Genomic DNA, 14,227 nt, shown 5'->3' on the forward strand with positions numbered 1-14,227 from the left:
ACCGTTCCCGGCGAGTGGGCTTGCGATACTGTTCAAACGTAACCTCGGCAAATGTCGATTGCTGCATGGGCGCGCCTCCCGTTCAGTGCTGCGCTACCCTTAGCACATCATGAACGGAGAATAAATCAGACCTTCCCTAAATAATAAATCATGCCCGGTTATTGTAATGGATTTTGACATAGCTATCAAAAAGAGCCTAAAGCTGCTCTTGGAGGAATGCAGTAATGTTGATGCGGGGCTTAGAGTGCTGTCGAATGTTCTGCCCTGGGAAGAGATTACTGCCGGCTTCTCTATTTTTAACCCGACAGACAAGGCTAAGCTCTTTTTGAGTACAGTGTCAGGATATCTGCTGAATACTCTTAGACTAGATGTACAGCAGTGGTGGATAGATCAAAATGCATTGGAGTGTGCGGCTAGATTCTCTAAAAAGAACGGGTTCGTCCATAAGAACATTTTTAAAACTCTTCCTCAGTATGCTGTGATCCCAACTGGCTCGTACGATTCAAAAATCGCGCAGCTGAAAGCTGCAATATAAGGCGAGCTGTGTCTCACTTTGAATGGCGCAATATTCCCCCATGGTTAAAACGTGCGAGTTGAGCGTATTTTCCCCAAGAGTTGCTTTTGCTTGGAGCGGGCAGATCAATCCCCACCCCTGGGCCTCTCACAACCTGAAGGTGGTGCTAATGCTGGCGACCAAAGACGTGCTCGTATGGTCTCAAATGCCTGGCACATGACGGCACTTAGAACAATATAAAGTTCCTCCTATGCTTACGAACAGTGCTTACAGATTTGCAAATAATAGATGCGAAAATTTCCCTGTTCAATGGCTTACGGTTCTGCCCTTACAAGGAATTGCTCTCCTACTATTTCTCGTGGCTGGCTTCATATTGCCGTCACAGGGTGCCGCACAGGAGATGTTGAGGCCTGATCAGGTTATTTATTTTTCATCTGGATGGAGGGTGAATGAGCCCTCACCCCAAAATGTGCTTCAACTCGGGACCGTATTTCATTGTGGTGTGGATTGGTGCATGGAGTATGAGGAGTTTCTTGGGAAGGACAATTTGCCTCGTGCGCCGTTGACCTTTAGGCATGAAATGGACGCGCCATACGGGGCGCACCGCTGCACGAACGAACAGATTACAACCATCCACGGTATCATCCATAGCGGAGTGCCGGCTTTGGTAATAGATGAGGAACGTGGGCTTGTTATACGGGCAGGTATTTACGAGTACACTTGGGACCGGGACACATCACCAGCTGGTGGATTTGTTCTTGTTAAAGCGCGCGACACAGGTAGCGATGTGCCGTTTAAACAGCCCGTCGGATTCGCCTATGAATCTGAGGACCACACGGGGCGACAGATTCGCCCCGGCGATTTGAGCACCTACTTCGATGGTGAGGTTGCCCACAAGAATATGCTCATGGGCGTCATGGATGAATGGTCGCAAAAACAGTCGAGCCTAAATCTTCAGAAGTTTAAAACTGCGTCTATTAGTTCAGTAATGGCACTTGACCTGCCAGCTCTTCCAGGCGTCGCGCTCAAGTACAGAAAGCCGATGATGTGGGTGCATCATAGCGTGTTGACTCCCCAGGCGAACTCGGGACGGCTCAATTATATTCTTCATGAGTATGGTCATGATTTTAATGCCAATGGCTGCTTTGACGAATTCGGGCACAACAAATTGTTATTGCCAGTGCTTCGTGGTGGTGTGATATCTGCACTTGTGTATATCGAGTACAGCCCCGACACACGTGACGGCGTGCCGATGATATCGGTTGGTAGGTATTTTAGGAATCGGTAATGGCTAAAATCATAAAGGCAATGTGACTAGGTAAGCCGAGGAGTTGATCGGATGTATCAATGTGTTGGCCTATATTCCATCCGGGCAGTTATTAGTTTCGATCATGAGCTTAAATGGGGGGATCGCTTACATATGGGAATACCCCCCCCCCCACCCCTCATGAAGTCGATGCGGATTGTTATGCAGCGATTTAGCAGTTGTCAGATTAATCTTCGATAAAGGAGATAGTTACGACCATGGAAGAGACAGTGCCTACTAGTCATGCCAATTGCTCGATCCAAAAGGTCGTTCTCAGGCACGAGCCGGGCGATATGCTGGTGGCAACCGTGGTGTCCAACGCATCAGAGGCTGGACAGTTCGCATTTTATCTGTATCGAAATGGAGAGCGGATTCATACTCAGTGGTATTCTCCAAACCCTGTCTTTCGTTTTGGGATAAATGGGAAGGCAGGTCTGTACTCGGTTCTTTCGTACCTTCGCACTCCAGATAGCACTCCGATTACAAAATACTCCAACCCACTGTTTCTATATCCTGTCGACTATAGACTAGGGCACGCATTGAAGAAGCCTCGGGCAGAAGAATGTACACTCATTTTGCATGGCCAATATTGGAAATTTCCGTCTCTGTACTATGTAGGTCAAGAGCAGCAGCCGCTTTTCGTCATGTTGAGTAACAGGATCAACAGAAGCCAGCACAGTTTGCCGGCTTTTAGCCGCTGGACATGGGCTCAGCAGAAGAAGTTCCCTGGGCATGTGCTCTGCGTGGCAGACCCAACTCTTGAACTTCACAAAGATCTAGGATTGGGGTGGTACCTCGGTACTGCAGAACACGATGCCACTGATGATCTGGCGATGCTCATTCGTCGCTTTGCAGAAGGGCTGGGTATACCGGAAGGCAAGATTATCTTTTGGGGATCATCGGGGGGAGGCTTCAGTGCCCTTGCGCTGGCTAGCCGCATAGAGAATACCACCGCCGTTGCGATCAATGCTCAGACCGATATTTTCGCGTATGAGAGCGCGACAGATATCGAGAAAGTTAGAAGACACTGTTTTGGAGACAAACCAATAAAGGAGATTCAGGAGCAGTACGGTTCGCGCATCAACATGGTCCAGGCGTGGAGGAATAATCGAAGTTCACGCGCGATACTTCTGCAGAATACGCTTGATGCCCATCACTATGCGTGCCATTTTACGTCCTTCTGGGAGTCGCTTGGCGGGAGGAGTGAAGGAGGGGCAACCGCTGGCGGTCGCCAATACGCCTGGCTTTATAGTGACTCTCGTGGTCATGCGCCTGAACCGGAGCAGATGATTCCTGAGATCGTGAATTTGATCAATCAAGAATCATTCACGGCATCAACCGTGATGCCTAGGACTCGCGCAGTCAACGAGTGAGCCGCCCAACCCCTAGGCAGAACCAGAGGGAAGACACTCCACATTTTCCGGTGAACTTCTCAGCTCTAGGCTTCACGGTAGTTATACTGTTGGATTAAGGTGTTTGTTCAAGTCAGAAGAACTCTGGCGCCTATTGGAGGCAGGTTGGTTGATTCTTGTGGACAAGCTTAGGCGTCTTGGTCGCCTTGATCGGCTACGAGTCAACGAGGTGTTCTGGGATTCGCGAGCTGAAAAGGGAGGTAAATTCGAGCCGCACTTTTCAAACAGTCAAATCGATTCAGCCAACCAGTTCCTTAGCCGGATGTATCAACGTATCAGCGTCGATGTCCCACCCGAGAAGTTCTTAAGATTCGATCAGGGATTAATGACGGGATCGATCGCGCACAAATGGGGAATCAGCCCCTTTCATTATATCGATGCATATTATCATGCAGCGATTCAGCAGCTATGCGCATGGTCCTCGTTTAAGAGAGGGATCACGACTTCAAAAGAGACGGTGCCTATCTTTCGTGCCGAGTATTCGATCGAAAAAGTCATTCTTGAGCGTGAAGGCGATGTGCTTGTGGCAAGTGTGGTATGTGAGGCTCCACAGACAGGCCAGTTCGCGTTTTACGTATTTCGAAGCAAAGAACGGATCCATACCCAGTGGTATTCCCCCAACTCTACACTTCGGATTGACATAAAGGCGGAGCCGGGTCTGTATCGAGTGTTGGCGTTTCTTCGCGCCCCAGATGGCAAGACTATAAAGAAATACTCCAATCCCGTGTCTCTATAGTCTGTCGTCTAGGCCAAGCCCGTGGGTTAGGCGTGGGAGGAGCAGCGGGACCGGCACCGCCGCAGACGACGGAGCCGGTCCCTCTCCCGAATAGAAAGGGCCAGCCCCCTTGCGAGGACTGGCCAGGACTGTAGATGAATAGCCTGAACCCCTTCAGCCTACCGTCCTTAGCCTAAACACCTTTCCATTCCTCCCGAACGAGTCACGCGGCTTTCCGATGCGCTGCCTTGGTTCGAACGAGAAGCTCGATATCGCAATCCAGCACATGCAGTAAGGATAAGAGTTGATCGATTGACTTCCGGGAGTTGGTCTGATCGAGCAGACGATAGAACTGCGTAGCGGAGGTTTGCAATGGCCGGTTCACTGCTACGACGACCCTCCGGCCGGCTGGCTCGATGCTCAGTCGGTCTCGTACCCTCTCCTTCTTGTGAATACTGCGAGCTAAGTGTTGAGAAATAATGGAAGTTCCCGTGTGATCCAAATGCAAAATCGCTCGACACCCGTCACTATGCATGCCATTTTAAGCCTTACTGGGATGTTCTTGGCGGGACTGCTGAAGGAGGAGCCAGTGCTGACGGTCGCCATTATAGACTTCCAAACGGCCTGTAGATGAAGCACATGCTTGAGACACTCGGCGCGTCTTTTGGTTTCCACCGGGTCACGCCGAGGGGGCCATTCCACAATTTGAAGATAGGGCTGATTGCCGATGAACTCACCCGGTCCTGCCTCGCCTTCGAATCCCAAGTTCGCGATATTACGCCGCTCAATTACATGTATGTCTTAAAGGTTTGGAAGCCCGACCTGTTGTTCGTGGAGTCGGCTTGGCATGGGCTGGGCAATGCCTGGAAGTATAAGATCGCCTCATTTCCTGATCACCCGGAACGGAACAATCACGCGCTCAGCAAGGTGGTTGCCTATGCGCGCGAACTCGATATTCCCTGTCTATTTTGGAATAGGGAAGACGGCGTTCATTTCGAGAGGTTTTTCCCCAGCGCAAAACTGTTCGACTACATTTTTACAGTAGACGGGAACTCCGTCCCGAGGTACCGGGCTCTCATCGGGCAGGCTGTGACTGTGGCGCCGCTGATGTTTGCCGTCCAGCCGGCGATTCATTTTCCATCTCACAGGGGCTATGTGCACCGGCGGGCTTGCTTCCTGGGGAGTTATAGTTGGCATACTCACAATCGACGACGGTCGTGGCAAGAGATTCTGTTTGCCGCCTCGTCCGAGCTGGGCTTGACCGTGTTCGACCGCAATTCGGATCGACGTTCCCCGAACTATCGGTATCCAGACCTGCCCTGGCTGGAGGTCCGCCCTGGCGTGCACCATACAGAGACAGCCCAAATCTACCGAGATTATATGGTCTCTTTGAACGTGAACACGGTGGAGGGGTCAGGCACGATGTTCTCTCGCCGTCTGATTGAAATCCTTGCCTGCGGGGCTTTGGCGGTGACGACGCCCGGCATATCGGTCGATCGCTACTTCAGGGACTATTGCCATGTCGTCACCAGTGAGGAAGAGGCGCGGGATCTGATGTCTGGCTTGAAGAATGGTCTCACCCCCCGGGACCGTGACATGGTCGCAGCCGGCGCAGAATATGCGCTCAAACAACATTCGTGGGCCCATCGCCTGGAAGAGATGATGAAGGTCATTTCACATCGGAAAACCGGCACCGGATCTCGGATGGCGCTTGGAGAGGTTCGGAGTTTATCCGCGTAATCCTTCGATGCCCGGAGTTTCTGGTTGCACGTTTCGGGTTTCAAGTTGCCAAATCGATCCTCAACATGAAACTAGAAACAAGGAACTCGCAACTCCCACACGAGAAATGTAATCCCGGCGCGAACAATGGTTCTTTATGAATCGCTATGGTGTGTTCAATCACGGACTCCGCAAGCTATCGACGCTGGGAGAATTCCTGGGCGAGACCATCGAACCTGTCTATTTGGCCACTCCGGCAGGGCTGACAGCGACGCTGGGATGGGGCCGCCGGAAATATGCGCGCCGGGCCAGGCGCGTGGCAAAGTCACGAAAAATTCCGTTTGTCTGCCTCGAAGACGGGTTTTTGCGCTCAGTCGGCCTGGGAAAGACTGAGCCACCACTCTCCATCGTTGTCGATGATCTTGGCATCTATTACGATGCGTCCCATCCTTCACGCCTCGACTCTCAGATTGCCCGGCCGCTGACCGGTGAAGAAACGGCCCGCGCTCGGGCGATGATCGCAGCCTGGCGCAACGGGCGAGTCTCCAAATACAATTATGCGCCGGACTATGCAGGGGATCTCCCGGAGCGTTACGTGTTGGTTGTGGATCAGACTTGGGGTGATGCGTCGATCAGCTTTGGGATGGCGGATGAATCCAGCTTCCAGCGCATGCTTGATCGCGCTCTCCTAGAGCACCCTGCATGCACGGTGCTGTTGAAGGTGCACCCGGAGGTCTTGGCCGGTCGCAAACGCGGGCACTTCGATCTGGAGAGGGCCGCGCGCCGTCCAAACGTGCAGGTCATCGGGGATGATGTCCACCCCGTGAATCTAATTGAGCATGCCGAGGCTGTCTATGTAGTGACGTCGCAGATGGGATTTGAGGGTCTTCTGTGGGGAAAGCCCGTACGGACGTTTGGTATGCCGTTTTATGCAGGATGGGGTCTGACACAGGATGAGCTTCCCGCTCCCGAGCGGCGCAGACCGGTCCCGCTGGAGAATCTTATCCATGCAGCCTTGATCGAGTACCCTCGCTATGTTGATCCGGAAACCGGTCGGAGGTGCGAGGCAGAGCGGGTAGTCGAATGGATGGGATTGCAGCGGAGGATGCGCACACGCTTCCCCAACGATATCTTTGCGCTATCGTTCTCACCCTGGAAAAAGCCGATCGTGCGGAGGTTTTTCCAAGGCAACAGGGTGCATTTCGTGGATGCGATCGATCAGATCCCGGAAGAAGCCACGTTGGCGATATGGGGCCAAGGTCATCAAGACGAGAAACGCTTGGTGATTCGCCTGGAGGACGCCTTTTTACGATCGGTTGGGCTGGGCGCCGATCTCATACGGCCTCTCTCATGGGTGATGGATAGCCGGGGCATGTACTACGATGCCACGGCTCCATCGGAATTAGAGCATGCACTCCTGACCACGGAATTTTCCGCTGATTTGTCGGCGCGCGCGAAACGGTTGCGAGATCGTATCGTCGAGGGAGGCCTGACCAAGTACAACGTAGGGGCTGGAACCTGGAGCCGACCCAAAGACGCGCTTCGAGTCGTGTTGGTGCCTGGTCAGGTCGAGTCGGACGCATCTATTCGGTATGGTGGCTCGTCGATCCGATCGAACATGGGGCTGCTCCAAGCAGTACGTGAAGCGAATCCATCAACTCATGTCATTTATAAGCCGCACCCGGATGTATTGGCCGGTCTTCGAACGAAGGGCGCAGGCGAAGACGAGGCATTGCGCTGGTGCGATGAAGTCGTGACCGATGTCGCCATGGGAACGTTGCTGTCCGCCGTAGATGAAGTCCACGTCCTGACGTCCCTGGCCGGGTTCGAGGCCCTCCTGCGCGGGAAGAAGGTTACCTGTTACGGACAGCCCTTTTACGCCGGCTGGGGACTGACCGATGACATCATGCCGCCGGCGCGTCGCACCAGCCGGTTGACTCTCGATGAGCTGGTCGCCGGCTCCCTTATTCTCTATCCCACGTATGTGAGCCGGGTCACCGGAAAATTCACCACGGCAGAACGGGCCCTGGATGAATTGTTGGAATGGCGACAGCAGAAGCCGACCGGTATGCCCCTGTGGCGAAAGGCTCTGCGGCTTGTGCTCCGGCTCGGGAAAAAACCTGATTAGGGTACTTGGTCTGTCTGGTCTGTCTCGTTTATTTGGTTGACGGAAATTTCAACGAAACAAACCAAACAAACCAAATAAACCAAATCAACCAGTCTCACACCCCTCATTCATTGACAGGTGAAAGAACCGGTTCCTATAATCCGTGTAACTTGCAAATCCTGTTGATGACACCCCTTCCGTCATAGTCGCTTCTTAACCATGTCATCCACCCATTCACCCATCCATCGTATAGGAGTGATTGGAGCCGGTGCCTGGGGCACCGCCCTGGCGAAACATCTGGCAGAGAAGGGCCTTGAGGTTCGTCTCTGGGCCTATGAACGGGAGGTAGTGGCTGCGATCAATGGGCAACACGAGAATCCGGTCTTTCTGCCTGGCGTCGCGCTCCCTCCGTCGCTCGTCGCCACCGGATCCTTGACGAATCTTGCCGCGGAGAGCGAGGGGCTGCTGTTGGTCGTGCCGTCCCATGTCGCACGTCCAGTGTTGCGAGAGCTGGTCCGGTCCCTGTCCACTCCTATCCCCTTTATCAGCGCGACAAAGGGAGTTGAAGAAGATACGCTGAATTTGATGACCCAGGTCATGACCGATGTCCTTCCCCCTGCCGTGCAACGTGACTTCATGGTGTTGTCCGGCCCGAGCTTTGCGACCGAAGTCAGCGCAGGGAAACCGGCGGTGCTCTGTTTAGCCGGAAGTAACGAGGAACTGACCAGGACATTCCAAGCTGCGCTGATGACACCGGCCTTTCGTGTGTACGTCGACAGCGATGTATTGGGCGTCCAGCTCGGCGGCGCGCTCAAGAATGTGATGGCGCTCGCGGCCGGCGTCGTGGATGGATTGGATCTCGGTCATAATGTGCGGGCGGCATTGATCACGAGAGGCTTAGCGGAAATGGTACGGTTGGGCGTTGCGATGGGCGCGGATCCACGAACATTCTACGGACTGTCCGGCGTCGGCGACTTGGTGTTGACCTGTACGGGGGGACTGAGCCGGAACCATACGGTCGGCGTACGACTGGGGAAGGGCGAGCGGTTGGAATCGATCCTCGGGACTATGCAGGCAGTGGCTGAAGGTGTCAGGACGGCGAAGGCGGCGTTAGGATTGGCGCGACGTCATCGTGTCGACATGCCGATCGTGCAAGAAATCAACGCGGTCTTGTTCGAGGGCAAGTCCTGTCGCAAGGCGGTGACAGATCTGATGGAGCGGGACGCAAAACCAGAGAAAGGACAGGCATGAATCCTCAGGCACTTGAACGATTGCTCACGAAGGTGCGAGCCGGCTCTCTGTCTGTGGAGGCAGCAATCCAACAGCTCCGCACGCTGCCTTTTGAAGATCTCGGGTTTGCCTCGGTCGATCACCACCGGTCGTTGCGGCAGGGGTTTCCCGAGGTCATTTTCTGCGAAGGGAAGACGCCGGCCCAGGTCCGCGCCATTTCGAAGGCTCTGTTGAAACATCATCGCCCCCTGTTGGCGACGCGCGCGACTCGCCAGGTCGCCACGATTATCAAACGGCTCGACCGTCGAGCGGTTTATCATGACGAGGCGCGCGTGGTGTCGATCCGCGATCCCAAGAGGCAACTGCTGGGACACGTGTTGGTCATTACAGCCGGCACCGTGGATATTCCCGTTGCGGAAGAAGCACGAGTGACGGCGGAGGTGATGGGGAGCAGGGTTGAGACGATCTATGACGTGGGTGTGGCCGGCATTCATCGGTTACTGGAACGTCAGAGCAGACTGATGCAAGCCCGTGTGGTCGTGGTCGTTGCAGGGATGGATGGAGTCTTACCGAGCGTGGTCGGCGGGTTGGTTCCCTGTCCCGTTGTCGCCGTGCCGACGAGTCAAGGCTACGGTGCGAGTTTCGGCGGCCTGGCTGCCTTGTTGACGATGCTGAATTCCTGTGCGGCGGGGGTCGGTGTGATGAACATCGACAACGGGTTTGGGGCCGGCTGTCTGGCCCACCGGATTAATTCGTTAGGCGTGAAACGTGAGGCGTGAGGCGTTCGCTGTTTCTCCGTTTCAGGTCGCCTGACGCCTAACCCCTCACCCCTCACGGTCTGCTATTTCACTTCGATCGTGCCCCGTTTCGGCCAGGCCACCATCTGTGTCCTGGGACCCTTCTCATCATTGGCTAGCAACTTGGCCCGTACTTCGAATTGATAGACCCCTGCGCCAGATGGGGCTTTCTTCTGATCCAACCCGTCCCACGTCAGGTGGACAGAAATTTGTGGAGGGGCGGTGCCGTCGGTCGAGGCGATGCGCGGCTCCAGTGCGGTACGCGTCGTCAAAAAACGGAGCGAGTTTTTCGAAGGTGAGGTGATGAACGAGGAGACTTCGAGCAGAGTTGCACCGTTCAGCTCCTTGGGGAGCCTGACGAGGGCAGTAAACTGCAACGAACCGGATGAGATTGTGTAGGGGTTAGGGGAGACTTGCACGTCAAGAATCTTGAGCTCCGGTTCCGGGCGCGGGGCACGTGGGGGTTTCGATTTTGCCGAAGCGGCAAGCGGCGCCCAGAGTAGGAGCGAGGCACAGAGCACTGCCCAGACGATCCGACCACTCCACCAGCCAAACACCTTTGAGCGGGACGTGACTGAGGACCGGCAGATTGTCATAGAGTATGTGAGAACCGGATAGTCTTTCTTGTCTATCTGGTCTATTCGGTCTGTCCAGTCTGTCTAGTTGGCAGAATCGGAGAACTAAAGACACCAGACAGACCAGATAGACAAGAGAGACCAGATAGACCCGCAGAGTTTGTCCACAAGCCGTTCGGGTGAGTGCAGTGGGATAACACAGCGTCGGTAGGCTGTCAATGCATCCGGTAAAGCGCGCGACAGGCGAGAGAGGCGTGACGGGCGGGACTGGCAAGACCGGTTGATCTGGTTCATTTAGTTTGTTTGGTTTGTTTCGTTGAAATTTCCGCCAACTAAACAAACAAGACAAACCAAATAGACAAGACAGACCTCCTGAGTCACGGTCGTTGCCGTTCGCTTCTGCCTTGGGTAAGATGGCCAGGTTTTAAAGAGACGAGAAAGGATGTGCATGGACACTCATCTCCATTTCGATTGTTATTCAGGCATTAGCGGCGACATGATCCTCGGCGCGCTTGTAGACGTGGGAGTCCCGTTTCCCGACTTGGTGAGCGGTTTGAAGCAACTACGGCTTTCCGGCTTCACGTTACGGAAACGGCGGGTGCATCGAGGGGCGATCCATGCCACGAAAGTGGACGTCGTGATCACGTCTGGATTGCGCAAGCCTCTCTCGCTTCGTCGGATCCATGCCATCCTCTCCGCGAGTCGGATACCCGACAAGATCAAGCAGCAAAGCCGGTCGGTGTTTGATCGGTTGGCCGAAGCGGAAGGGCAGGCTCATCGCGTGGCCAAGGATCACGTCCATTTTCATGAAGTGGGAGTCCTGGATTCATTTGTCGATATCGTCGGTGGCCTGATCTGCTGCGATCTGTTGGGCGTCACGCGTGTGACGGCCTCCCCTGTCAATGTTGGAGCTGGGGCGCTGCAATCGGCTCATGGGATTCTTCCTGTACCTGGTCCGGCGGTTGCCATTCTGGCGAAAGGGATTCCGGTTTACAGTGCGGGCCCTTCCCGTGAACTCACCACGCCGACCGGTCTGGCGCTGTTGCGTGCGCTGACATCGGAGTTCGGCCCCATGCCGGTGATGACGCCGACGGCCATCGGCTATGGGGCGGGCGATGCGGATCCAGACGGCTGGCCGAATGCCTTGCGCGTATTGCTCGCGCGGCCCTCATCCCGGGGAGTGCGCGAACAGGATACGGTCCTACAGGTTGAAGCGAATCTCGACGATGTCCATCCACAAACGTACGAGTATGTGATGGAACAGTTATTCTCGCGTGGGGCCCTCGATGTGACGCTTGCACCGGTCATTATGAAACGGGGACGACCCGGCATCGTGCTGACCTGCCTCGCAGCTCCGGCGCAGCGGGATCAGATTCTCGACGTCTTGTTTCAGGAGACGACGGCGCTGGGGGTCCGGGTTTGTGAAGTGACGCGGCAGGTTCTCCCCCGGCGTTTTGTCCCGGTGAAGGTGCCCGGGGGAGTCGTCCGCATGAAGATCGCCAATGTGAGCAGGACGACGACCAAAGCGGCTCCGGAATATCTCGATTGCAAGCGGATTGCCGAACAAACGGGTCACCCCCTCAAAGATGTGATGGAAGAAGCGCGTGACGCCTATCGGTGCGCACAAAGCAAAAGCAAAAATAAAAAACAAACAACGTGACAAACACCATGTACGCTTTCTCATTTCTCATTTGTCATTTTCCACTTGCAGAACGCGCGTGACGGTCTTCCTCTACAGCCTCCTGTTCCTCGTTTCCGTCGCGGTGACATTGGGCGCCTGTACGCTCTTCACGAACGCCATTGAGTGGGTGGGCAAGCGGTTCAATCTGTCCGAAGGCGCGGTCGGCGGGGTGTTGGCTGCCATCGGTACGACACTCCCTGAAACGTCGATTCCCGTCATCGCGATTTTCTTCGGGGCGAGCCGCGCAGAGGCCGAGGTGGGGTTGGGCGCGATCCTCGGCGCCCCCTTCATGCTGACCACGCTGGTCATACCCATCCTGGCCATCCTCCTGATGGTCTATGCCGGACTTGGCAAGCGAACCGCTTCCTTCCGACTGAACTATCGCGATGTGAAGGGCGATCTCTGTTTTTTTGTGGGAGCCTACAGTGCCGCGTTGGCCTGTGTCTTCGTCCCCTCTCGAGTGGTCCATGCCGTGGCCGCTGTCGGGTTGATCAGCCTCTATCTCTATTACGTCAAGCTGAAGTTCAGTGAGGCGAATGAGGAAGGGGAAGTCGGCGGAGTTGAGCCATTGTTGTTTGCCAGAAAAACTGCCGTTCCGCCGTTTGGGCTCATCAGTCTTCAAGCAGTTCTCGGCTTGGCCGGGCTCGCGCTCGGCGCGCATCTCTTCGTGCTCGCCGCAGAAACGATTGCGGGAGCCCTCTCGATTTCCCCATTGATCCTGGCCCTGCTTATCGCCCCGCTGGCGACTGAATTGCCCGAGATGTCGAACAGTTTCCTCTGGCTCTACCGAAAGAAAGATCGTTTGGCTGTTGGGAATGTCACGGGCGCGATCGTGTTCCAAGGAACCATTCCGGTCTCGATCGGGCTCCTGGGTACGGATTGGGTGTTGGCACCGACGGCGTTGATGACGATGGTGCTCGCCGTGGCGGCGGCCACCTTCTTCTTGGTGCAGGCTCTGTGGGGGGAGTTCTGGCGACCCTGGTTGCTGAGTGGGAGTGCCATCCTTTATATAGGGTATGCGGTGTATCTCTATGGTTGGTGAGCAGGTAAGAATGTTTGTTTGGTTTATTTCGTTCATTTGGTTGGTTTGGTTTTAACGGAGAGGGAGTCAATGAAGTCCCAACTAAACAAACCAAAAAAACAAAATAAACCAGACAAACCTCTTCTCGGAATCACCATGGGCGATCCGGCGGGGATCGGCCCGGAGGTGATTGCGAAGGCTCTGGCAGGAAGAGCATTGCGGCGCCTCTGTCGCCCGCTTGTCATCGGCTCCTTTCCGGTGATGCAGCAGGCGGTCAAGAGTCTGAAACTCAAGTTGAACGTCATTTGTGTGGAGGATCACGAACCGGTGCTCCCACGGTCGAATCATCTCGCCGTGCTGGACCCGCTCGATCACCCTCTCGGGCGGTTCACACGCGGAGTGGCGGCGATTGAAACCGGGGCAGCCTCCGTGCGGTTCATCCGGAAAGCCGTGGAACTGGCGCAGCTTGGCTGCATCGACGGCATGGTCACTGCACCGATCAACAAAGAAGCGATCAACATGGCCGGCTGTCATTTTCCTGGCCATACGGAACTGCTGGCAGACCTGACCGGGGCGCAAGAATCCGGCATGATGATTATCGGTGGACCGCTTCGAATCATGTTCGTGACGACCCATGTCGCGATCAAAGACTTGCCGTCGCTCCTCACCCGGGCCAAGATTGAGAAAGCCATCAGACTGGCTCATCTGGCGTTGAGGGATCTGTTCGGAATTAAGAAGCCGAGGATCGGTGTCGCTGCGTTAAATCCTCATGCCGGAGAACATGGACTGTTCGGAGACGAAGAGGCGCAAGTCATTCTCCCTGCGGCTCGTGCGGCGCAGGCCCAGGGCATTCGAGCCAGTGATCCCTTACCGGCCGATACGTTGTTCGGCAAGGCGGCGAGGGGTGAGTATGACGCGGTGGTGGCCCTGTACCACGACCAGGGGCTCATTCCCCTCAAGCTTGTCGCCTTCGGCACCTGTGTGAATCTGACGGTGGGGTTGCCGATCATTCGCACTTCGGTCGATCATGGGACAGCGTTTGATATCGTGGGAAAGGGTATTGCAGATCCCGGCAGTCTGATCGAAGCGATCAAGCTGGCCGCCAGGCTAGCCAAAAAACGATAAGACGTTGGTGAAAGGTTTGTTTGGT

12 protein-coding genes are annotated in these 14,227 nt (G+C 55.1%); 11 read left to right on the top strand and 1 reads right to left on the bottom strand.

Features of this window, described 5'->3' with window-relative positions:
* Positions 1-166 precede the first annotated feature (166 nt).
* From HZB34_06730 to larB, 8 genes are all read left to right on the top strand, one after another.
* Positions 167-535 (top strand): hypothetical protein, encoded by a 369-nt coding sequence (locus HZB34_06730; protein ID MBI5315647.1) that lies wholly within the window; start codon positions 167-169, stop codon positions 533-535.
* A 493-nt stretch (positions 536-1,028) separates the two neighbouring features.
* Positions 1,029-1,802, top strand: coding sequence for a hypothetical protein (locus tag HZB34_06735; GenBank protein ID MBI5315648.1), 774 nt, complete (start codon positions 1,029-1,031; stop codon positions 1,800-1,802).
* 311 nt (positions 1,803-2,113) lie between these two features.
* Positions 2,114-3,193 carry a hypothetical protein gene (locus HZB34_06740; protein MBI5315649.1) on the top strand — a complete coding sequence of 360 codons (1,080 nt, stop codon included), beginning with the start codon at positions 2,114-2,116 and terminating at the stop codon, positions 3,191-3,193.
* A 103-nt stretch (positions 3,194-3,296) separates the two neighbouring features.
* Complete coding sequence (locus HZB34_06745) at positions 3,297-3,968, top strand: hypothetical protein (GenBank protein MBI5315650.1); 672 nt, start codon at positions 3,297-3,299, stop codon at positions 3,966-3,968.
* 618 nt (positions 3,969-4,586) lie between these two features.
* Positions 4,587-5,687: a glycosyltransferase gene (locus tag HZB34_06750; protein ID MBI5315651.1), complete on the top strand. Its 1,101-nt coding sequence runs from the start codon at positions 4,587-4,589 to the stop codon at positions 5,685-5,687.
* A 136-nt stretch (positions 5,688-5,823) separates the two neighbouring features.
* Positions 5,824-7,794 (top strand): capsular polysaccharide biosynthesis protein, encoded by a 1,971-nt coding sequence (locus HZB34_06755; GenBank protein ID MBI5315652.1) that lies wholly within the window; start codon positions 5,824-5,826, stop codon positions 7,792-7,794.
* A gap of 198 nt (positions 7,795-7,992) precedes the next feature.
* Positions 7,993-9,024 (top strand): NAD(P)-dependent glycerol-3-phosphate dehydrogenase, encoded by a 1,032-nt coding sequence (locus HZB34_06760; protein MBI5315653.1) that lies wholly within the window; start codon positions 7,993-7,995, stop codon positions 9,022-9,024.
* The gene (gene larB / locus HZB34_06765; GenBank protein ID MBI5315654.1) at positions 9,021-9,782 is read left to right on the top strand and encodes a nickel pincer cofactor biosynthesis protein LarB; all 762 of its coding nucleotides are present in this window, start codon (positions 9,021-9,023) and stop codon (positions 9,780-9,782) included. The genes HZB34_06760 and larB overlap by 4 nt, the downstream gene beginning before the upstream one ends.
* A 62-nt stretch (positions 9,783-9,844) precedes the next feature.
* Here the strand turns inward: larB and HZB34_06770 are convergent, their stop codons facing one another.
* Positions 9,845-10,396: a hypothetical protein gene (locus HZB34_06770; GenBank protein MBI5315655.1), complete on the bottom strand. Its 552-nt coding sequence runs from the start codon at positions 10,394-10,396 to the stop codon at positions 9,845-9,847.
* A gap of 427 nt (positions 10,397-10,823) precedes the next feature.
* On the opposite strand from HZB34_06770, the gene larC reads away from it, so the two are divergent.
* The 3 genes from larC to pdxA all read left to right on the top strand — a co-directional run bounded on the left by larC (position 10,824) and on the right by pdxA (position 14,202).
* Complete coding sequence (gene larC, locus HZB34_06775; protein ID MBI5315656.1) at positions 10,824-12,035, top strand: nickel pincer cofactor biosynthesis protein LarC; 1,212 nt, start codon at positions 10,824-10,826, stop codon at positions 12,033-12,035.
* 58 nt (positions 12,036-12,093) lie between these two features.
* Complete coding sequence (locus tag HZB34_06780; protein ID MBI5315657.1) at positions 12,094-13,098, top strand: sodium:calcium antiporter; 1,005 nt, start codon at positions 12,094-12,096, stop codon at positions 13,096-13,098.
* Between the two features lie 69 nt (positions 13,099-13,167).
* On the top strand, positions 13,168-14,202 hold the full coding sequence (gene pdxA / locus HZB34_06785) for a 4-hydroxythreonine-4-phosphate dehydrogenase PdxA (protein ID MBI5315658.1): 1,035 nt from the start codon (positions 13,168-13,170) through the stop codon (positions 14,200-14,202).
* Positions 14,203-14,227: the final 25 nt, after the last annotated feature.

The sequence above is a fragment of the Nitrospirota bacterium genome (assembly GCA_016219645.1).
In the GTDB taxonomy this organism is placed as follows: domain Bacteria; phylum Nitrospirota; class Nitrospiria; order Nitrospirales; family Nitrospiraceae; genus Palsa-1315.